General features: G+C 71.1%; 19 protein-coding genes. 5 read left to right on the forward strand and 14 right to left on the reverse strand.

The features are described from left to right. Nucleotides 1-5: 5 nt before the first annotated feature. From ASD23_RS02540 to ASD23_RS02555, 4 genes are read right to left on the reverse strand one after another with little or no spacing between them, the layout of a single operon-like run. Nucleotides 6-770 carry an ABC transporter permease gene (locus tag ASD23_RS02540; RefSeq protein ID WP_056005807.1) on the reverse strand — a complete coding sequence of 255 codons (765 nt, stop codon included), beginning with the start codon at nucleotides 768-770 and terminating at the stop codon, nucleotides 6-8. Then, nucleotides 767-1,588 carry an ABC transporter ATP-binding protein gene (locus ASD23_RS02545; protein ID WP_056005810.1) on the reverse strand — a complete coding sequence of 274 codons (822 nt, stop codon included), beginning with the start codon at nucleotides 1,586-1,588 and terminating at the stop codon, nucleotides 767-769. The genes ASD23_RS02540 and ASD23_RS02545 overlap by 4 nt, the downstream gene beginning before the upstream one ends. Further along, a complete protein-coding gene (locus tag ASD23_RS02550; RefSeq protein WP_056005814.1) occupies nucleotides 1,585-1,959 on the reverse strand; it encodes a DUF1048 domain-containing protein in 375 nt (124 codons plus the stop codon). Before ASD23_RS02550 ends, ASD23_RS02545 begins: the two co-directional genes overlap by 4 nt. Nucleotides 1,960-1,961: 2 nt before the next feature. After that, on the reverse strand, nucleotides 1,962-2,312 hold the full coding sequence (locus tag ASD23_RS02555; RefSeq protein ID WP_056005817.1) for a PadR family transcriptional regulator: 351 nt from the start codon (nucleotides 2,310-2,312) through the stop codon (nucleotides 1,962-1,964). Between the two features lie 157 nt (nucleotides 2,313-2,469). On the opposite strand from ASD23_RS02555, the gene ASD23_RS02560 reads away from it, so the two are divergent. Then, entirely contained in the window at nucleotides 2,470-4,134 is a 1,665-nt protein-coding gene (locus ASD23_RS02560; RefSeq protein WP_235507609.1) for a phosphatase PAP2 family protein, read from the forward strand. Here ASD23_RS02560 and ASD23_RS02565 read toward each other — a convergent pair. Together ASD23_RS02565 and ASD23_RS02570 are read right to left on the reverse strand one after the other, a co-directional pair. Beyond that, nucleotides 4,100-4,768 (reverse strand): LuxR C-terminal-related transcriptional regulator, encoded by a 669-nt coding sequence (locus ASD23_RS02565; RefSeq protein WP_056005821.1) that lies wholly within the window; start codon nucleotides 4,766-4,768, stop codon nucleotides 4,100-4,102. The genes ASD23_RS02560 and ASD23_RS02565 overlap by 35 nt on opposite strands. Continuing rightward, nucleotides 4,761-6,023, reverse strand: coding sequence for an ATP-binding protein (locus tag ASD23_RS02570; protein WP_056005824.1), 1,263 nt, complete (start codon nucleotides 6,021-6,023; stop codon nucleotides 4,761-4,763). Before ASD23_RS02570 ends, ASD23_RS02565 begins: the two co-directional genes overlap by 8 nt. A gap of 115 nt (nucleotides 6,024-6,138) precedes the next feature. On the opposite strand from ASD23_RS02570, the gene ASD23_RS02575 reads away from it, so the two are divergent. Beyond that, on the forward strand, nucleotides 6,139-7,773 hold the full coding sequence (locus ASD23_RS02575) for a PspC domain-containing protein (RefSeq protein WP_056005828.1): 1,635 nt from the start codon (nucleotides 6,139-6,141) through the stop codon (nucleotides 7,771-7,773). Nucleotides 7,774-7,775: 2 nt separating this feature from the next. Next, nucleotides 7,776-8,144, forward strand: a complete 369-nt coding sequence (locus ASD23_RS02580) for a hypothetical protein (protein WP_056005831.1) — start codon at nucleotides 7,776-7,778, stop codon at nucleotides 8,142-8,144. 183 nt (nucleotides 8,145-8,327) lie between these two features. Here ASD23_RS02580 and ASD23_RS02585 read toward each other — a convergent pair whose 3' ends face one another. From ASD23_RS02585 to ASD23_RS02605, 5 genes are all read right to left on the reverse strand, one after another. Then, nucleotides 8,328-9,536, reverse strand: coding sequence for a UDP-N-acetylmuramate dehydrogenase (locus ASD23_RS02585; protein ID WP_056005834.1), 1,209 nt, complete (start codon nucleotides 9,534-9,536; stop codon nucleotides 8,328-8,330). A 1-nt stretch (nucleotide 9,537) separates the two neighbouring features. Further along, nucleotides 9,538-9,963 (reverse strand): MaoC family dehydratase, encoded by a 426-nt coding sequence (locus ASD23_RS02590; RefSeq protein ID WP_056005836.1) that lies wholly within the window; start codon nucleotides 9,961-9,963, stop codon nucleotides 9,538-9,540. Beyond that, entirely contained in the window at nucleotides 9,963-10,409 is a 447-nt protein-coding gene (locus tag ASD23_RS02595) for an FAS1-like dehydratase domain-containing protein (RefSeq protein WP_082571124.1), read from the reverse strand. Before ASD23_RS02595 ends, ASD23_RS02590 begins: the two co-directional genes overlap by 1 nt. Before the next feature lie 137 nt (nucleotides 10,410-10,546). Next, complete coding sequence (locus ASD23_RS02600) at nucleotides 10,547-11,164, reverse strand: DUF937 domain-containing protein (protein WP_056005841.1); 618 nt, start codon at nucleotides 11,162-11,164, stop codon at nucleotides 10,547-10,549. 100 nt (nucleotides 11,165-11,264) lie between these two features. Further along, complete coding sequence (locus ASD23_RS02605) at nucleotides 11,265-11,879, reverse strand: TetR/AcrR family transcriptional regulator (protein WP_158556704.1); 615 nt, start codon at nucleotides 11,877-11,879, stop codon at nucleotides 11,265-11,267. 174 nt (nucleotides 11,880-12,053) lie between these two features. Here ASD23_RS02605 and ASD23_RS02610 point away from each other — a divergent pair, with 174 nt between their 5' ends. Continuing rightward, a complete protein-coding gene (locus ASD23_RS02610) occupies nucleotides 12,054-13,340 on the forward strand; it encodes a hypothetical protein (RefSeq protein WP_056005847.1) in 1,287 nt (428 codons plus the stop codon). Continuing rightward, nucleotides 13,337-14,956: an amidohydrolase gene (locus ASD23_RS02615; RefSeq protein WP_056005850.1), complete on the forward strand. Its 1,620-nt coding sequence runs from the start codon at nucleotides 13,337-13,339 to the stop codon at nucleotides 14,954-14,956. The genes ASD23_RS02610 and ASD23_RS02615 overlap by 4 nt, the downstream gene beginning before the upstream one ends. Nucleotides 14,957-15,202: 246 nt before the next feature. Here the strand turns inward: ASD23_RS02615 and ASD23_RS02620 are convergent, their stop codons facing one another. From ASD23_RS02620 to ASD23_RS02630, 3 genes are all read right to left on the reverse strand, one after another. After that, on the reverse strand, nucleotides 15,203-15,730 hold the full coding sequence (locus tag ASD23_RS02620; RefSeq protein WP_056005853.1) for an RNA polymerase sigma factor: 528 nt from the start codon (nucleotides 15,728-15,730) through the stop codon (nucleotides 15,203-15,205). Further along, a complete protein-coding gene (locus ASD23_RS02625) occupies nucleotides 15,730-16,398 on the reverse strand; it encodes a hypothetical protein (protein ID WP_056005856.1) in 669 nt (222 codons plus the stop codon). Before ASD23_RS02625 ends, ASD23_RS02620 begins: the two co-directional genes overlap by 1 nt. Nucleotides 16,399-16,571: 173 nt before the next feature. Next, nucleotides 16,572-18,143 carry an APC family permease gene (locus ASD23_RS02630; protein WP_082571126.1) on the reverse strand — a complete coding sequence of 524 codons (1,572 nt, stop codon included), beginning with the start codon at nucleotides 18,141-18,143 and terminating at the stop codon, nucleotides 16,572-16,574. Nucleotides 18,144-18,151: the final 8 nt, after the last annotated feature.

Consider the following 18,151-nt stretch of genomic DNA (forward strand, 5'->3'; position numbering starts at 1 on the left):
CGGGCTCAGGAGATCTTGCGGCGGTAGATCGACATCGCCCACACGTAGGCGACGACGAGGATGCCCACGAGCCAGGCGAGTGCCACCCAGATCTCGCTGCCGACCGGCTCACCGGCGAAGAGGGCACGCGTGGAGTTCACGATCGAGGTCACCGGCTGGTTCTCGGCGAACCAGGCGACCGGGGCGGGCATCGTGTCGGTGGGCACGAAGGCCGAGCTGATGAACGGCAGGAAGATCAGCGGGTAGCTGAACGCGCTCGCCCCGTCGACGGTCTTGGCCGAGAGGCCGGCGACGACGGCGAGCCAGGTCAGCGCGAGGGTGAACAGCGCCAGGATGCCGGCGACCGCGAGCCACGCACCGACGGATGCCCCGGTGCGGAAGCCCATGATGAGCGCGACGCCGATGACGATCGCGACCGACACGAGGTTCGACACCACTGACGTGAGCACGTGGGCCCAGAGCACGCTCGACCTCGCGATCGGCATCGACTGGAAGCGCTCGAAGATGCCGCCCTGCAGGTCGAGGAACAGCCGGTACGCGGTGTACGCGATGCCCGACGCGATCGTGATGAGCAGGATGCCGGGGAGCATGTAGTTGATGTACGACTCGTCGGATCCGGTGTTGATCGCACCGCCGAGCACGTAGACGAAGAGCAGCATCAGCGCGATCGGGGTGACCGCGGTGGTGATGATCGTGTCGGGGCTGCGGAGGATGTGGGTCAGCGATCGGCCGGTGAGGATGCGGGTGTCGCTGAGGACGTGGGTGGTCATCGTGATTCCTTTCCAGCCGTCGCCGCGCTGTCGGTGCGGCCGGCTTCGTCGGTTTCGGTCTCGCCGGTGTCGCCGACGAGGGTGAGGAAGACCTCTTCGAGCGTCGGCTGCTTCTCGACGTACTCGACCGTGGCGGCCGGGAGGAGCCGCTTGAGTTCTGAGAGGGTGCCGTTCTGGATGATGGTGCCCTTGTGCAGGATCGCGATGCGGTCGGCGAGCTGCTCGGCCTCGTCGAGGTACTGCGTCGTGAGCAGCACGGTCGTGCCGGCCTCGGCGAGCTTCTTGACGGTCTGCCACACCTCGATGCGCGCCTGCGGGTCGAGGCCCGTCGTCGGCTCGTCGAGGAAGATGATCGGCGGGTTGCCGATCAGGCTCATCGCGATGTCGAGCCGGCGGCGCATGCCGCCCGAGTACGTGCCGGCCTTGCGGCCACCAGCCTCGGTGAGCGAGAAGCGCGCGAGCAGGTCGTCGGCGATCGCGCCGGGGTTCTTCAGGTGACGGAGCCTCGCGATGAGCACGAGGTTCTCGCGGCCCGTCAGCACCTCGTCGACGGCGGCGAACTGGCCCGTGAGGCTGATCGCCTCGCGCACCTCGCCGGGGTTGGCGGCGACGTCGAGTCCGTTGACGATCGCGGTGCCGGCATCGGCCTTCGCGAGCGTCGAGAGGATGCGGACGAGGGTGGTCTTGCCCGCGCCGTTCGAGCCGAGGAGGGCGAAGATGCTACCCGCCTTCACCTCGAAGTCGACGCCCCGCAGCACGTGCAGGTCCTTGAACGACTTCTCGATGCCCTGTACTCGGATCGCTGCTTCGGTGGTCATCGCTCTTCCTTTCCTTCGAGGTTCTTGATGGTCTCGGTGAGGCGGTTGCGCTCCTTGTCGATCCAGCGCTTGCCCGCGTATGCCGCGGCGAAGGCCTCGGCGAACTCGACCGGGTCGTCGCCGACGATGTCCTCGACCGGCGTCTGGTCGACGGCGGCCCGCTCCCACAGGTCGGCGAAGTCGTTCAGCATCGTGATCATCACCGCGGAGTCGCCGTCGGTGATGCCGCCGTTGTACATGAAGTAGCGCTCGAAGGCCTTGGCGGCGGTGCCGTAGGGCTCGGGCAGGGCCGCGATGCGGGCCTTGTACTTGCGGTACTCCTTCTTGTCGTCGAGCGATCCGGTGATCAGCTCGTACCACTTCGCAGCCATGGCTACTCTCCTTCTTCGTTCGTGCGTTCGATTCGTTCGTGAAGCTGTTCGATCCGTTCTGCGAGGAAGCTCCAGGTCCTCCAGAACTCCTCGAGGTATGCGCCGCCCGCTGCGTTGATCGTGTAGACCTTGCGCGGCGGGCCCTTCTCCGACGGAACCTTCTCGACGTCGACGAGGCCGCGCTGCTCGATCCTGACCAGCAGGGCGTAGACGGTGCCCTCGGCGATGTCGGAGAAGCCCTCGTCGCGAAGTCGGGCCGTGATCTCGTAGCCGTACGCCGGACTCACGGCCAGGATCGCGAGGACGATGCCTTCGAGCGTGCCCTTCAGCATCTCGGTGGTCTGCTTGCCCATGGAACCCCTCCTTTCACTACTCGGTGTAACTGATTACCGGTACATAGTAAGCACAAGTACCGGTAGTTAGCAACACTGAATAGCAAGAAAGTTCCGACGATCCGTTCGCAGCGCAACCCGTCGACGCTTCGAAGCGGCCGCGCCTACGATTGGCGGCGTGAAGTTCCGCAGCGTTCGGGTCGCCGTGCAACGGACGAGGATCCTGCCCGCCTGGGTTCGGCGAGCGGATGCCGCGGCCGCGCGCGCCGTCAATGCCCGCCGAACCCATCCCCTGGCCGACCGGTTCTGGTCGCGCTTGTCGGGATTCGCCGACCGCGGGGTGCTCTGGTGGACCATCGCGGGCGCGCTCGCCGTCATCGGACGCCGACGCACGGCCGCGCGCGGACTCGGCTCCCTCCTCGTCGCGAGCGCCCTCACCAACGTGATCGCCAAGCAGGTGTTCGGCGGTGACCGGCCGTTGCTCGCCGACGTGCCGATCGGCCGCCACCTGCCGAAGCCGCCCATCACCCCGTCGTTCCCGTCGGGGCACTCCGCGAGCGCCGCGGCATTCGTCACCGGCATTGCGATCGAGCAGCCGCGCCTCGGCGCTGCGCTGGCGCCGGCCGCGCTCGGTGTCGCGTACTCCCGGCTGCACACCGGCGCGCACTGGCTGTCCGACGTCGTCGGCGGGCTCGCGCTCGGCGCCGGAGTCGCGGGCCTGAGCATCCTCGTCGCGCGACCGGGCCCCCGTGACGACGCTCCGCGGCCGAGCGGCGCCGATCGCCGCCTGCCTGCATCACCCGACGGCAGCGGCGTCTTCATCGTCGTCAACCGGGCTTCGGGCACGAGCGTGATGCGCACGGATCCGGTGCAGGTGCTCGAGCGGCGGCTGCCCCAGGCCGAGCTGCACGTGCTCGACGACGAGGACCCCGGTGCAGTGGTGCGCGAGGCACTCGCCCGCGACGTGCCGCCCCGCATCGTCGGCGTGTGCGGCGGGGACGGGTCCGTCTCCGCCGTGGCCCACGAGGCGCGAGCCGCGGGCGTGCCGCTCCTGGTCGTGCCGGGCGGCACGTTCAACCACTTCGCGCGAACGGCGGGCGCGACATCCGTCGACCTCTCGGTCGATGCCCTGCAGCGCGGCGAGGGCGTGCGAGCGGATGTCGCCGAGCTGCGCTTCGCCGACGCGCCGCCGATCACCGTGTTGAACACGGCGTCGGTCGGCCTCTACCCCGACTTCGTCACCGAGCGGGAGCGACGCGAGGAGCGCTGGGGCAAGTGGCTCGCCGCCGTCATCGCCGCGGCGCGGGTGCTGCGCCGTTCGACACCCGTGACCGTGGTGATCGGCGGGCGTCGCGCCCGGGTCTGGACGCTCTACGTCGGCGTCGGGCCGAACGACCCGGGCATCGCCGCCCCGATGCAGCGGCGCCGACTCGACGGCGGCCTGCTCGATGTGCGCCTGCTGCACGCCGGCTCGCGGGTGCGCGCGGCGGGCGCGCTCGCCTTCGGTCGCCGCACGAGCGCGGTGCTCCGACGCATCCGTCTCCTGCCGGAACGCCTGGAGTCGTTCACGAGCGAGTCGATCGAGGTGCTCGTGCGACCCAGACACGGGCAGCCGCCGGGGTTCGCCCACGACGGCGAGGTGTCGCTCGAGGCGCCCTCCGAGGCATCCGCACGCACGGCATCGCCCGGTTACCGCACGACCCTGCGGATCGTGCCGGCAGCGCTCGACGTGTACCGGCCCGCGAGCACGGGCAGGGCGAGCACTGCCGCTGGCACTGGCGCGGGCACGGCCGCAGGCACCGGCGCGGCTAGAGCAGGCGCCGCGCGTTCGCCCAGGCCGTGAGCTCGTGCCGGCTCGAGAGCTGGAGCTTGCGCAGCACCGCCGAGACGTGCGTCTCGACCGTCTTCGTCGAGATGAACAGCTCGGCCGCGACCTCCTTGTAGGCGTAGCCGCGCGCGATCAGCCGCATGACCTCCTGCTCACGGGCCGAGAGCCGGTCGAGTTCGTCGCTCGCCGACGCCGTCTCCCCGACCGGGGCGCCGAACGCATCGAGCACGAAGCCCGCGAGCTTCGGCGAGAACACGGCGTCGCCGTCCGCGACGGCGTGCACGGCGCGGGTGACGTCGGCGCCCGAGGAGCCCTTCGTGATGTAGCCGCGGGCACCCGCGCGGATGACGCCGACGACGTCCTCGGCCTTGTCCGAGACCGAGAGCGCGAGGAAGCGAGTCGAGGGCACGGATGCCGCGGCGCGCCGGATCACCTCGGCGCCGCCGCTCGTGGCCGCCGGCACCGCGACCCCGGGCAGGTGCACGTCGAGGAGCACCACGTCGGGCGCGGCATCCGTCACCACCGCGACCGCGGACTCGACGTCGTGAGCCGCGCCGACGACCTCGATCGTGTCGTCGAGGTCGGCCTTCAGTCCGGACCGGAAGATGGAGTGGTCGTCGACGATCACGACCCGCACGCGATCAGCCACGGTTGCCCTCCAGGCGTTCGGCGGCCGGGAAGCGCAGCCGCACCTCGGTGCCCACGCCGCCGACGCCCGGGCGAACCTCGCCCGAGCCGCCGGCGCGCCGCATGCGGCCGATGATCGACTCGCGCACCCCGAGCCGGTCGCGGGGCACGTCGGCGAGCGCGAAGCCAGTGCCGCGATCGCGCACGAACACCTCGACGGCCTCGGGCGTCGACTCGACGTAGACGGAGACCTCGCCGCCGGCATGCCGCGCGGCGTTCAGCATCGCCTCGCGGGCCGCGGCCGCCATCTCACCGCTCGCCCGTTCGCGCGACTCCCCCACGACCACCACGTCGACCGTCACCGCGTAGTCGATCTCGAGCGTCGCCCCGAAGTCGCGGAGGTCGGTGCCGAGGTCGCTGTCGGCGGGGGTGTCGCCCGCGAAGAGCCAGTCGCGCAGCTCACGCTCCTGCGCTCGCGCGATGCGGGCGACCTCGCTCGTGGCGCCCGCCCGGTTCTGGATGAGCGCGAGCGTCTGCAGCACCGAGTCGTGCAGGTGCGCGGCGATCTCGCTGCGCTGCTCCTCGCGGATGCGCTTCGTGCGCTCGGCGGCGAGGTCGCGCCACGAGGCGATGAGCGTGGGCACGTAGACGAGCGCGATGCCGAGGACCGCGGCGAGCGCGGCGACGAACGTGGGCACCGGATACCAGTACGCGTTCGGGCCGAAGACGAGTGCGAGCGCGGTGATCGCGAGCAGGGCCGTCGCGACGATGCGGATCGCGAGTTCCTGCCGCGGCCCCCGGTCGGGATCGGGTCGGTCGATGAAGGTCGCCCACGCCCCCGCCGACACGGCGAGGCCGACCCCCGCGAAGACGGCGAGGAGCCACCACTCGAGTCCGTCGCGGCCCTCGACGACGCGTCCGCTCGTGGCCCAGGCGACGACCAGGGAGACGCCGGACGCGACGACGAGCAGCCAGGCGACGGGCGCGCGCCGGGTCGGGCGCTCCTCGCCCGGGGCCCACGGCGTGAACACCCACAGCCAGAGATAGAGCAGGAGCCCTGCGCCGCTCGCGAGGCTCGTGACGACGAACGCGCTGCGCACGATCCAGACGGGCCAGCCGAGATGGGCTGCGAGACCGGCCGCGACGCCCGTGGCCACGCAGGCGCGAGGCCGCGTCAGGCGAGGGGCGGATGCCGCGCTGCCGGCGGGCGCGGATGCCGCGGAATCGACAGGTTCGGATGCCGCGGCATCCGTCACCTGTTCCGCGCGCGACTCCATGCCTGCAATCCAAGCAGACGTGGCGCCGATCCCCCCGGCCCGTGGCCCCGGCTCAGGGTCGAATCAGGGATTCACCCCATGGCGAGGCATCCGTCGCCCCTGCCAGCATCGAAGCATGGAGACGAACCCGACCGCCCCCGAGGCGGACCCAGTGCAGGACGACGTGAAGGGGGACTCCGCGGCGACACCCGCGCAGGGCACCGGTACCGGCCTCTACGAATGGCTCCGCCGACTCGGCGTGCCGCGACGCGCCGGCTGGCTCGGCGGCGTCTGCGCCGGCGTCGCCGCCCGGCTCGGCATCGACCCGATCATCGTGCGCGGCATCGTCGTCGTCGTCGCGGTGCTCGGCGCGCCGTTCGTGCTGCTCTACGCGATCGCGTGGGTGCTGCTGCCCGACACCGACGGAGAGATCCACTTCGAGCGGCTGACTCGTGGCATCGTCGACCCGGCGATCGTCGGCATCGCGGTCATGGGCGTCATCGGGTTCGTCCCGCTCGTGCAGGGCGGCTGGCTCGGCTGGCGCTGGTGGCCCGAGTGGCCGGCGCTCCACGACCCCATCTTCGGGTTCGACCTCGGCTGGCCCCTGCGCGTGCTGTGGGTGCTGATCCTCATCGGCGGCGTCATCGCGCTCGTCGTCTGGCTCGCGCAGCGGGCCTCCCAGAACTCCCCGGGCGGTGGCGGGCCGCGAATGGCTTCCACGACGACCGTCGCCGCTCCGGGGCATCCGTCGACCGTCGCCTTCGCAGCGGGCGCCACGGCCACCGGCGCTGCGCCCGCCGGCTCCGCAACCGACGCTGCTGCATCGGCGACCGACTCGGCCGTATCGGCCGATGACGGCGCTGCGAGCGCGGCATCCGTGCCGACCGCCGAGCCGCCGGTGCCCCCCGAAGGCGCCGACGCCGCCGCGATCGCCGAGTGGCGCGCCCAGCACGAGGCCTGGCGCGTCTCGCGCTCCGAGTGGAAGTCGAATCATCACAACGCCGAACGCGCCGCCCGGGCCCAGGCTGCAGCGGAGAACCGGGCGAAGGCGCGCGCACTCACGGCCCAAGCCGACGCCGCCCGGGCAGCACGCCGCGCCAGCCGCCCCAGGGCGAGCGCCGCGTTCGTGTTCACCGTGCTCGGCCTGGCGCTCGTGGTCGGTTCCATCGCCGCGATCTGGGCGCTCGCGACGCCCGACATCGCCGCCTTCGCCATCCCGATCGCCCTCGCCGCGGCGACGCTCCTGCTGTCGCTCGGCATGATCGTCGCGGCGCTCCGGCGCCGGCGCAGCGGCGCCCTCGCCTTCCTGACGGCGCTCTCGACGACCGCGATGACGGTGGCCGTGATCGCGGCGTCGATCATGCCGCAGGGCATGCTGGTGCCGCCGGGTCACAGCGTCGCGCTCGATCGCTCGCAACGCCTCGTGCAGCCGTTCGGCGATGCGTACGTCTACGCGACCCCGTGGTTCCGCGACGAAGCGCCGGTCGTCGAACTCCGTCAGGGCGATGGAGACACCTGGATCACGATCGAACCCGACACCGAGATCCTCCTCGATGCCAGCGATGCCGGCCCGCTTGAGGTCACCGTGACCTCCGACGACGGTTCGTCGCGATCGACGCCGCAGCTCGGCGGGCTCGACCGAGGCGAGCTGCTGCTCGGCGGCGAGCAAGGAGTGCGCGAACGAAGCGCCGACGACGTGCTCGTCGACGCGAAGATCGTGCTCGAGCAGGGCTCCGGCATGGTGCACATCGAGATCCGCGAAGGGGAATGACCATGACCACGAACGCACCGGACTCCAGCGGGCCGTCCAACGCAGCGGATGCCGCGGTCACGGCGATCCTCGCCGACTGGGGCACGCCACCGAGCGACGAGGCGACGGCGACGGCGCCGATCGGTCCCGCACCGGCACCACGCCCGACCGTGCGGTGGGGCGCCCTCGTCTGGGCGCTGCTCTTCGGGGCGATGGCCGCGACGACGCTCTGGGTCGTCGTCGATCCGGCCCGTCGCGATGCCGTCGGCGACTGGCTCATCACGCTGAACCCGCTCACCGGGACCCTCATCGGGGTCATCGTCGTGGGCGTCGTGGTGGCGCTCTTCGGCATCGTCGGACTCATCCGTCGCGGCGAGCGCGCCGGGCGCTGACCGCGCCACGCTCCCCGCTGCGGGTCTGGCGCCGCCACCACCCCACCCCCGACATCCCCTCGACGAGGTGACGCGAATCGACCTTCTCCGACATGGGAAGGTCGATTCGCGTCACCTCGCATGAGCTGCGCGCGGCAGGGCGCGGGGCGCCGAGAAGCGGAGCGGCGAGTAGCGGGGCGCCGGCTAGAGCTCGACGCCGACGAGCACGGGCTCGGGCCGCAGCACGATGCCGAACTCGGCCTGCACGCGCCCCTGCACGAAGCGCGCGAGCGTCGCGATCTCTTCAGCCGTCGCCCCGCCCCGGTTCGTCAGGGCCAGCGTGTGCTTCGACGAGATCGCCGCGCGCGAGCCCGGCAGCGCGAAGCCGCGGCGGATGCCCGAGTGCTCGATGAGCCACGCGGCCGAGAGCTTCACGAGCGACTCGGCGTCGACGGTTGCCGCCACGGCGACCTCGTCGCCGAACTCCTCGATCTCAGCCTGGTGCGCGAGGAACGCGTCGAGCGGTGTCGCCGACATCGACGCGAGCGATCCGAGCGGTGTGACCTCGTCGGGCACCTCGGGCTCGACGTACCAGCGGGGCGCCGTCGGCGGGAGGGTTCTGGCCACGTGCTCCCCCACGATCGGGTTCGTGAAGAACGAGCCCGCGCTCACCGAGTCGGCATCGGCCGGATCGAGCACCATGCCCTTCGAGGCGCGGAGCGCGAGCACGCTCTCGCGTACCGCGGCGATCGCGACGCGGTCGCCCTGCTGCACGTGCAGTGCGTCGGCGAGCTGCCCGTAGGCGATCGGCTGCCCGAGCGCCTCGCCCAGCACCGCGCGTTCGGCGGCGGTGTCGTGCAGTTCGAGTTCGACCGTCACGACGATGCCGGCGAGCCCCTGCTTCAGCACCGAGGTGCGGTAGCCGAGCTCGAGCTCGGCGGCCGTCATTCGTCGTGGCGTCTGCGCACCCTCGTCGAGGAACTCGATCGCGACGAGCGTCGCCGCGAGCTCCTGTCCGTACGCGCCGATGTTCTGCACGGGGGCGGCCCCGACCGAACCCGGGATGCCCGAGAGCGCCTCGAGCCCGGCGTACCCGTGCTCGACGGTCCATGCGACGAGGTCGTCCCACGACTCGCCGGCCTGCACGCGCAGGCGAACGGATGCCTCGGCGCCCGGCGCCGCGGGGAGCACCTCGATGCCGCGCGTGGCGACCCTGATGACCGTTCCGGCGAAGCCCTCGTCGCCCACGAGGAGGTTCGAGCCTCCGCCGAGCGCGAGCCACGCGTCATCCGTCGCCCAGGTCTCGACGGCGAGGTCGACGAGGTCGCGCTGCGTCGTCGCAGTGACGAGTCGGCCGATCGGTCCGCCGACCTGCAGCGTCGTGAGATCCGAGAAACGGATGTCGCCGCTCATGTCAGCCGAGGTGGACGCGCACTTGCGCCTTGCCGAGCACCGTGTCGTCGCCGAGCTTCACGGTCAGGTCGATGCGGGCGACGGTCGCGGCCTCATCGAGCTGGCCGACCTTCGCCGCGACGGTGACGGTCGCGCCGCTCTGCGGGTCGACGACCACGGGGCGGGTGAAGCGCACCTGGTAGTCGGCGATGCGGCCGGGGTCGCCGGCCCAGTCGACGACGGGCTGCACGGCGAGGCCCATGGTCAGCATGCCGTGGGCGAGCACGCCCGGCAGGCCGACCTCGGCGGCGACGTCGTCGCGGTAGTGGATCGGGTTGAAGTCGCCCGAGGCACCGGCGTACCGCACGAGCGAGTCGCGGGTCAGGGGGAACGACCGCTCGGCGACGACGTCGCCGACGGTGAGGGATGCGAAGTCGGGAGCGGGCATCATTCGTCTCCTCGCACGACGAGGGTGGACACGGCGGTGACGACGTGCGCGCCCTCGGCATCGGTGATGGCCGACTCGGCCGTGACCATGGAGTGGCCGCCCAGGCTCTTCACGCTCGCGACGGTGAGCGTCGCGGTGAGCAGGTCGCCGGCGACGATCGGCCGGGTCGAGGTGAAGCGCTGGTCGCCGTGCACGACCCGCGAGAAGTCGATGCCCGACTCGGGATCGGCCAGCAGTTGAGCGAGGGTCTGCTCCTGCACGACGACCGCGAACGTCGGCGGAGCGACGACATCGGCGTACCCGGCCGCACGAGCGGCCTCGGGGTCGAGGTTGATCGGGTTCGTCGCGAACACGGCGCGGGCGAACTCGCGCACCTTCTCACGACCGACGAGGTAGGGCTCGGTGGGCGGGAAGGTCCGCCCCTGGAGCTCGGGGTTCACTGGCACCCCGCCAGTCTATGCGGGGGTGCATTCCCGACCATGGCCGGTCGAGGAGCGCCCGACGAAGGAGGACGCGTTCGAGACCCGTGAGAGGTCTCGATACGCTCGCTTCGCTCGCTACTCGACCGGCGGACGCGGATGGATCAGCGCTTGCCGCCGCCGAGGAGGCCGCCGAGCAGGTCACCGAGGCCGCCGCCCGAGCTCGAGCCGCCCGAGCCGCCGCCGAGGAGGCCGCCCACGAGGCCGCCCAGGTCGATTCCGCCGCCGCCCGACGAGCCCGAGCCGCCGCCGAGGAGGCCGCCGAGTAGATCGCCGATGCCACCGCCACTCGACTCGTTCGATGCCGCAGCCGGCTCGGCCTGCTTCTTCGTGAACTGGGCCGCGAGGAAGCTGAGCACGATCGGCGCGAGGATCGGCAGGAGCTTGCCGATGAGGTCGCCCGCGCCGCCCTCCTTCTTGTCGAGCGCGGTGACGACCTTGTCGGTGTTGTCGCCGAAGACGTTCTTCACGATCTTCTTGCCGTCTTCCTCATCGACGTCGGCGAGGTTCACGCCGCCCTCGATGAGCTTCGGGTCGTGCTTCGCGACGGCCTTCTCGAGCGATGCGGCACCGGCGGGGTCGGAGGCGTTCGCGCCGAGCCCTGCGAGGAGCGCGGGCAACGCGTCGTCGATCGCCTGCTTCGCGGTCGCCTCGTCGACGCCGAGCTTCGCGGCGATGTCGCCGATCGGGAGGTTGGCGACGATGTCGTCGAGAGCAGCCATTCGGGTTCCCCATTCCGGCGCCCGCGGTCGGGGCGTCCACGGTTCACCGTATCGATACGGATGCCCCGGTGGAAAGTGCCATCCGAACCGCGTCAGCGGCTCAGTCGAGGTCGAGCCGGCCGAGGCGCAGCCGTAGGGCGTCGAGCAGGAACTCGAGTCCGATCTCGAAGACCCGGTCGGAGCGCTCCGGCCCCTTCGCCGCCTGCTCGAGCAGGCGGGCGAGCGAGGTCGTGGGGGTCTCGGGCTTCCAGATGTCGTCGGGCGACGCCAGGTCGAGACCGAATCCGAGTGCGAAGGAGTCGAGGATCGCGATGACGGTGATGACCTCGTCGTCGGGGAACCCGGCGCCGAGGAGCGCGGTCGCGAGGCGGTCGTAGCTCGCGATCACCACGGGATGGGTGATCGTCTTGCCGACCAGGAGCGGCACGATCGCCGGATGCTCCGCGTACATGCGGCGGGAGGCGCGCATCGTCTGCGTGACGACCTCGACCCAGTCGCCGCCTGGCGACTCCGACAGGTAGGTCTCCCCGAGCCGGCCGCGCATGAGCTCGATGATGCCGTCGCGTCCGTCGACGTGGTTGTAGAGCGACGAGGGCGTGACGCCGAGCCGGCGGGCGAGCGCGTTGACGCCGAACGCCTGCCCCGAGTCGACGAGCTCGATGGCCGCATCGGCGATGCGCTCGGTCGACAGCAGGGGCACTCTGGGCCTGGCCATGGCACCTCCTCGTTCGATCGCCTGGTTCAGCCTAGGGGCGGTCGTTCGAAATCCGCTCTTCCCATCGCGGGCACTCATATGCATAATAAACGAACACCATTCACTTATCGCGACGACACCCCTGCCGCGTCCGACCCCGGCACATCGACGTGCCCCAGCAACCCGGAGACCTCTGTGTCCAACGACCTCACCGTTCGCGTGCCGCTCCGCCTGCCGAGCGCCACCGCGACCTTCACGATCGGCATCGCCGGCTACCTCGGCGTGAATCTCTCGCCCTACATGATCAGCGCGCTGCAACAGGCGATCGGCGCCGACGTGCTCACCGCGAGCTGGATCATCACCGCCACGCTGCTCGCCACCGCCGTCACGGGCCTCGCCATCGCGCCGCTCTGCGCCGGCCCGCGTCGCCTCCTCGTCGCCCGCGTCGGGCTCGGCCTGTCGGTGCTCGGCTTCGCCACCGCAGCGCTCGTGCCGATGCCCGCGGCCGTCATCACCGGCCTCATCGTCGGCGGCATCGGCGCCGGCGGCGCGGTCGCCTCTGGCGGTGCCGCGATCGCCGCGTTCACGAACCCCGACCGCGTCGCGGGCTTCAACGGCCTCGCGAACCGCGCCGTCGTCACGGTGATCCTCGCGATCATCCCGCTCATCGGTCTCGCGCCGATCGACGTGTTCGGCGCGCTCGCGATCTTCTCGGTCGTCGCACTCGCCGTGAGCGGCTGGCTCCCCGCCGCACCGGTCATCTCACCGAAGGCGGCGGTCGCCGTCGCCGAGGCCGTGCCCGTCGAGGTGCCGACGACGGCCGCTGTGCCGGCGCTCGAAGCCGCCGCCGCGACGTCGCGCGCACTCCCCTCCCCGCGCGCCGTGCGCATCGCAGGCTTCACGCTGCTCGTCTCGTTCGCCCTGTGGGCCGTGAGCGAGGACTCGCTCTGGGCCATGGCCGGGGTCATGGGCGGCGCACAGGCATCGCTCACGCCCGAGGGTCTCGGCCTCGCGCTCAGCGGCGCGACCGCCGGCGGACTCATCGGCTCGGTGCTGCTCATGATCGTCGGCAACCGCCTCGGCCGGGCGGTGCCCCTCGCCGTGCTGCTCGTCGGCGGCGGCATCCTCAAGATCGTGGAGGGCTTCGTCACCGACCAGACCACCTTCATCGTGGTCTTCATCGCATGGAACACGCTCTACGCGCTCGCGTTCATGTACTTCGTGTCGACGTCGTCGGCCCTCGACGCCGACGGCCGCTGGTCGGCGCCGTTGCTCGCCGTGTACCTCGTCGGCTCGAGCCTCACCCCCGTCATCGGCGCCGCCCTCGTCGAGGTCTTCGGCTTCCAGGGCTTCGCCGTGGTGCTCGGCATCGCGAGCTTCGTGCTCGCCGTGCCGGTGGCCGCCGTCGCCGCGTTCTCGACCCGGCGCGAGCGCGCCGAGGCATCCGCTGCCGCCGCCGAACTCCAGGAGATCTCCGCATGACCCGCACGCTCGTCACCAATGCCCGTGTCTTCACGGCCGACCCGGCGAACGAGTGGGCCGAAGCCCTCGTCGTCGATGACTCGACGCTCGCCTACGTCGGCGACGCGCAGGGCGCGCAGGCAGCTGCGGGCGTGGATGCCACGACGCTCGACCTCGACGGCCGACTCGTGCTGCCCGGCTTCACCGACGCGCACACGCACCTCGTCATGATGGGCGAGGCGCTCGGTCGCGTCGGGCTCACGGACGCCCGCTCGCTCGACGAGATCCAGGCACGACTCCGCGCCGCCCGCGAGGCCGCCCCCGATGCGCCGCGGCTGCTCGGTCGCGGCTGGCTGTTCGACTCCGTGCCGGTCGGGGCCCCCGTCGCGGCGATGATCGACGCCGTCGTCGCCGACGTGCCGGTCTACCTCGACGCGAACGACTACCACTCCGTCTGGGTGAACTCGGCGGCGCTCGCCGAGCTCGGCATCACGCGCGACACCCCCGACCCGATCGGCGGCTCGATCGGGCGCGACGCCGACGGCGAGCCGAACGGCATGCTCTTCGAGACGGCCGCGCAGCAGTTCGTGTGGAGCCACCTCGCCTCCATCACGAGCGACGCCGACCGCGACGCCGCCGTCGAGCGCACGATCGCCGCCTACCTCGCGACGGGCGTCACGGGCGTGGTCGACATGGCGTTCGACGAGCTCGGCCTCGCGGCCTTCCAGCGTGCAGCCGAGCGCCGGGGCGGCAGCCTCCCCATCCGCGTGGTCGGGCACTGGTTCGTCGCGAACACGGGCGATGACGCGGCGAACCTCAAGCAGGTGCGGCGTGCCTCCGAGCTTGCCACGGAGGTCGACTCGCCCTGGCTCCGTGTCGCGGGCATCAAGCTCGTGCTCGACGGCGTCATCGATGCGTGCACGGCGGCCATGCGGCATCCGTACGCCGATGGCTCGAACGCCGACCCGATCTGGCCGCTCGACCGGCTGAAGCCCGTCGTCGCCGCGGCCGACGCGGCCGGCCTGCAGGTCGCGATGCACGCGATCGGCGACCTCGCGAGTGATCACGCACTCGACGCCCTCGAGCACGCGCACGAGGTCAACGGCGAGCGCGCCCGACGCCACCGCATCGAGCACCTCGAGTACGCGGCACCGGGCACGGCCGAGCGGATGGCGCGGCTCGGCGTCACCGCGTCGATGCAGCCCGTGCACGCCGACCCTGCGGTCTGGGCGAACTGGGCCGCGATGCTCGGCGACGAGCGCGCCGACCGCGGCTTCGCGTGGCCCGAGTACGTCGATGCGGGCGCGCTGCTCGCGTTCTCGACCGACGCGCCGACGGCACCCCACGAGGCGCTCCCGAACATGTACGTCGCCGCGACCCGGCGCTCGGCGCTCGACCCGTCGTACGGAACGAACCAGCCCGAGTTCGCGCTGCCGCTCGCCGAGTCGATCATCCATGCGACGCGGGATGCCGCGGCGTCCTGCGGTGAGGAGCACCTGCGCGGGAGCCTCGCCGCAGGGCTCGCCGCCGACTTCGTCGTGCTCGACACCGACGTGTTCACGGCGGGCGAGGAGTCACTGCTCAGCGCGAAGGTCGTGCGCACCGTGGTGGCGGGGGCCTCCGTCTACGGGTTGTGACGCCTGCACCGCGTGCGATCTATCGCACCCCCGATCCATCTGGAAAGCCGGGCCGAGCAGGCTTCCACGGGGCGCCTGTGAGTTCCGCCTCATGTGAGGCGGAACTCACATGAGGAATCCGGACGAAGGCGGGAGCGGCTCTTCGCTATGCAGTTGCCTCATCTCGCGGGTCCGGCAGGTACGCCGTGATGTCGAGCGGCTGCGTGGGCGGCAGCTCGAGGTCGGCGGGGTCGATGAGATGGTCGTTCATGTGTTCGTCCCTTCGTATTGGTGTTCGCGGAGCAGTTCGCGGAGTCGGGCCCTCGCCCGCTGGTACCGCCCGCGCGCGGTGGTCTCTCGGATGCCGAGGATGGTGGCGGCCTCCGGCATCGTGAAGCCGTCCCACAGCACGAGCCGCACGAGCTCCGACTGGTCGTCGGGAAGCGCGTCGAGTGCTGCACGGATGTCGAGCGCGTCGGCGTCGACGTGCTCGGAGGGGCGGGTCTCGAGGTGCGCCCGCAGGCGATCGGCGAGACCCGCCCGACGGATGTCGCCGCGTGCCGCGTTGGCGAGCACACGACGGGCGACACCGAAGAGCCACATGCGGGTCTGTTCGGGATCGACCGGGAGACGGTCGGCGCGGCGCCACGCGACCACGAAGGTCTCGCTCAGGAGGTCAGCCGTGTCAGCTGAGTTGTGCACCCGGCGACCGAAGTAGCTGAGCAGGTCGGGTGCGTTGGCGACGTAGGCCTGCTCGAGCCGGGTCTCCCGATCCGACCGGACACGTCTCCGCATCACCTCGGGTCCTCGGTCTCTCCGTCGCACGGTCCCGCCCCCTGCGAGAAGGCGACACCGTCGCGGAGGTGGCCCGCCTCCTCGAATTCGGCGAACACGCGGTCGGCCATGAGCTGCGTCGCGGCGAACGACAACGTCGCAGGTGGCGGCGTCGCGCCGGAGGCGATGCTGTCGGGGTCGGTGAATGCGACCCGCCGTGAGACCTCGAGTTCGTACTCGGCCCGAATCTCCTGTTCCGTGATCGACGCGATGAGTGGTTCCCAGTCGTGCTCGACGAGGAACGTCCGAGCCTCCTCGGTTCGCCGGTCGACCTCGTCCGTGGCCACATCTCGCGAGTAGTCCGGCTCGACACCGATGAAGACCTCGCAGAGCCCGAGATCGACGCCGGCGCCGAAGTCGAAGGACCGCTGCGCGACGACGTCGGGAGTCCAACCGAACCACTCGATGACCGTCGGCGCAGCGGCTGCCGCGGTCACGCCGAGTCCCAGGATGCCCAGGCTGAGCGCGGCACCCCCGAGGAACGCGGCCCGGCGTGGCATCCGCCGTCCGTTGCGTTCGGCCGCGGCCACCGCGTGGGCGACCGCCACGGCCTCGGCAGCGGCGACGGGCTCCGCCCCGAGCGGCTGCGGCGCTCCCCGCCGTACCGCTTCGTCCAGCCAGTCGTCCATCGCGCGCCCTTCCGTCAGATGCCCTCACAGTAGGTATGTCCGGCACCGCGCGATTCGACACGGTTTTCGTTCACAGACTCAGGAATCCGCCCCCGATGGCCGTCGGCGCACGACGGAACGAGGCCGCCCCCTGGTGTCGCAGGGGGCGGCCTCGGCTGTACTGAACCTCGGGCTCAGTCCTCTGCGACCGCGCGCGAGAGCGTCTCGCCGCGGAAGAAGGCCGGGCGCTTGCGCCACTGCCACAGCATGATGACGACGCCCGAGAGCAGCACCACCATGCCGAGCACGAAGACGAGGCCGAGTCCGAAGACGTTCGAGCCGCTGCCGTAGGCCGGGTCCATGCTGTCGATCAGCGTCGTGAAGAACAGCACCGCGAGGATCACCCCGCCGATGAGCGGGAACAGCAGCGTGAAGAAGACGTTCCGCACCGACCGGAACCACACCGAACGGAAGAACCACACGCACGCGAACGCCGTGATGCCGTAGTAGAAGCAGATCATCATGCCGAGGGCCGTGATCGTGTCCCACAGCACGTTCTCGCTCACGAAGCGCATGACCGCGTAGAAGACCGAGGCCACGATCGCCGACACGATCGTCGCGTACCCGGGCGTGAAGAAGCGGGGGCTGACCTTCGCGAACTTCTCGGGCAGCGCGCCGTAGTGACCCATCGCGAGCAGCGTGCGCGCGGGCGAGACGAACGTCGACTGCAGGCTCGACGCCGAGCTCGTGAGCACGGCGAGCGAGACGAGCACCGCGAGCGGTCCGAGGATCGGGCCGGCGAGGTGGAAGAAGACGTTGTCCTGGATGTCGGGGTTGCCGAGGCCGTACTCCCCCGTGCCCACGCCCGCGAACGAGATGAGCGAGACCGCGATGAGCAGGTAGAGGATCACGATCGTGACGACCGTGATGGTGGCCGCGCGGCCCGGCGTCTTCTCGGAACCGCGGGTCTCCTCGTTCATCGTGAGCGTGACGTCCCAGCCCCAGAAGATGAAGATCGAGAGCGACAGGCCCGCCGCGAACGCCGAGAACGACTCGACGGCGAACGGGTTGAACCACGACAGCTCGATCGGCGTCGCGTCGAAGGCGTTGCCGTTCGCGACCTCGATGAGCGCTGCGACCGAGAAGACCACGAGCACGAGCACCTGGAAGCCCACGAGCCAGTACTGCAGCTTCTGCGTCGTCTGCATGTCGCGGTACGAGATCCAGGTCGCCCCGAGCATGAACAGCAGGCACGTCACGACGTTCACGAACGGGTTCGCGGCGATGTCGGCGATCTCGGGATTGCCCGCGATCTGCGAGATCAGGAGGAACAGGAAGTCGACCGCGATGCCCGCGAGGTTCGACAGCACGAGGATCGTCGCGGCGACGAGCCCCCAGCCCGCGAGCCAGCCGACCCACGGCCCGAACGCGCGGGTCGCCCACGTGAACGAGGTGCCCGAGTCGGGCATGCGGCGGTTGAGCTCGCGGTAGCCGAAGGCGACGAGCAGCATCGGGATGAAGCCGACGAGGATGATCGCGGGCACCTGCACGCCGACCTCCGACACCGTCGGGCCGAGCGCAGCCGTCAGGGTGTACGCGGGGGCGATGCACGAGATGCCGATGACGATCGCGCCGATGAGGCCGACCGAGCCGGCCGAGAGGCCCTTCTTCGAGATGCCCCCCTCCTTGCCGTCGATCGCGGCGCTCGCCGTGGTCAGCGGCGCATGCGGCTCGGTGTGGTGCTGGACGGGTTCTTGCTGCGTCATTGCATGGT

Source organism: Agromyces sp. Root1464, from assembly GCF_001427265.1.
Taxonomy (GTDB): domain Bacteria; phylum Actinomycetota; class Actinomycetes; order Actinomycetales; family Microbacteriaceae; genus Agromyces; species Agromyces fucosus.

Coding starts and splice junctions, on each gene's coding strand:
- ASD23_RS02540 (WP_056005807.1), bottom strand. CDS start 770: ATGACCACCCACGTCCTCAGCGACACCCGCATCCTCACCGGCCGATCG.
- ASD23_RS02545 (WP_056005810.1), bottom strand. CDS start 1,588: ATGACCACCGAAGCAGCGATCCGAGTACAGGGCATCGAGAAGTCGTTC.
- ASD23_RS02550 (WP_056005814.1), bottom strand. CDS start 1,959: ATGGCTGCGAAGTGGTACGAGCTGATCACCGGATCGCTCGACGACAAG.
- ASD23_RS02555 (WP_056005817.1), bottom strand. CDS start 2,312: ATGGGCAAGCAGACCACCGAGATGCTGAAGGGCACGCTCGAAGGCATC.
- ASD23_RS02570 (WP_056005824.1), bottom strand. CDS start 6,023: ATGGAGTCGCGCGCGGAACAGGTGACGGATGCCGCGGCATCCGAACCT.
- ASD23_RS02575 (WP_056005828.1), top strand. CDS start 6,139: ATGGAGACGAACCCGACCGCCCCCGAGGCGGACCCAGTGCAGGACGAC.
- ASD23_RS02580 (WP_056005831.1), top strand. CDS start 7,776: ATGACCACGAACGCACCGGACTCCAGCGGGCCGTCCAACGCAGCGGAT.
- ASD23_RS02585 (WP_056005834.1), bottom strand. CDS start 9,536: ATGAGCGGCGACATCCGTTTCTCGGATCTCACGACGCTGCAGGTCGGC.
- ASD23_RS02590 (WP_056005836.1), bottom strand. CDS start 9,963: ATGCCCGCTCCCGACTTCGCATCCCTCACCGTCGGCGACGTCGTCGCC.
- ASD23_RS02600 (WP_056005841.1), bottom strand. CDS start 11,164: ATGGCTGCTCTCGACGACATCGTCGCCAACCTCCCGATCGGCGACATC.
- ASD23_RS02605 (WP_158556704.1), bottom strand. CDS start 11,879: ATGGCCAGGCCCAGAGTGCCCCTGCTGTCGACCGAGCGCATCGCCGAT.
- ASD23_RS02615 (WP_056005850.1), top strand. CDS start 13,337: ATGACCCGCACGCTCGTCACCAATGCCCGTGTCTTCACGGCCGACCCG.
- ASD23_RS02620 (WP_056005853.1), bottom strand. CDS start 15,730: ATGCGGAGACGTGTCCGGTCGGATCGGGAGACCCGGCTCGAGCAGGCC.
- ASD23_RS02625 (WP_056005856.1), bottom strand. CDS start 16,398: ATGGACGACTGGCTGGACGAAGCGGTACGGCGGGGAGCGCCGCAGCCG.
- ASD23_RS02630 (WP_082571126.1), bottom strand. CDS start 18,143: ATGACGCAGCAAGAACCCGTCCAGCACCACACCGAGCCGCATGCGCCG.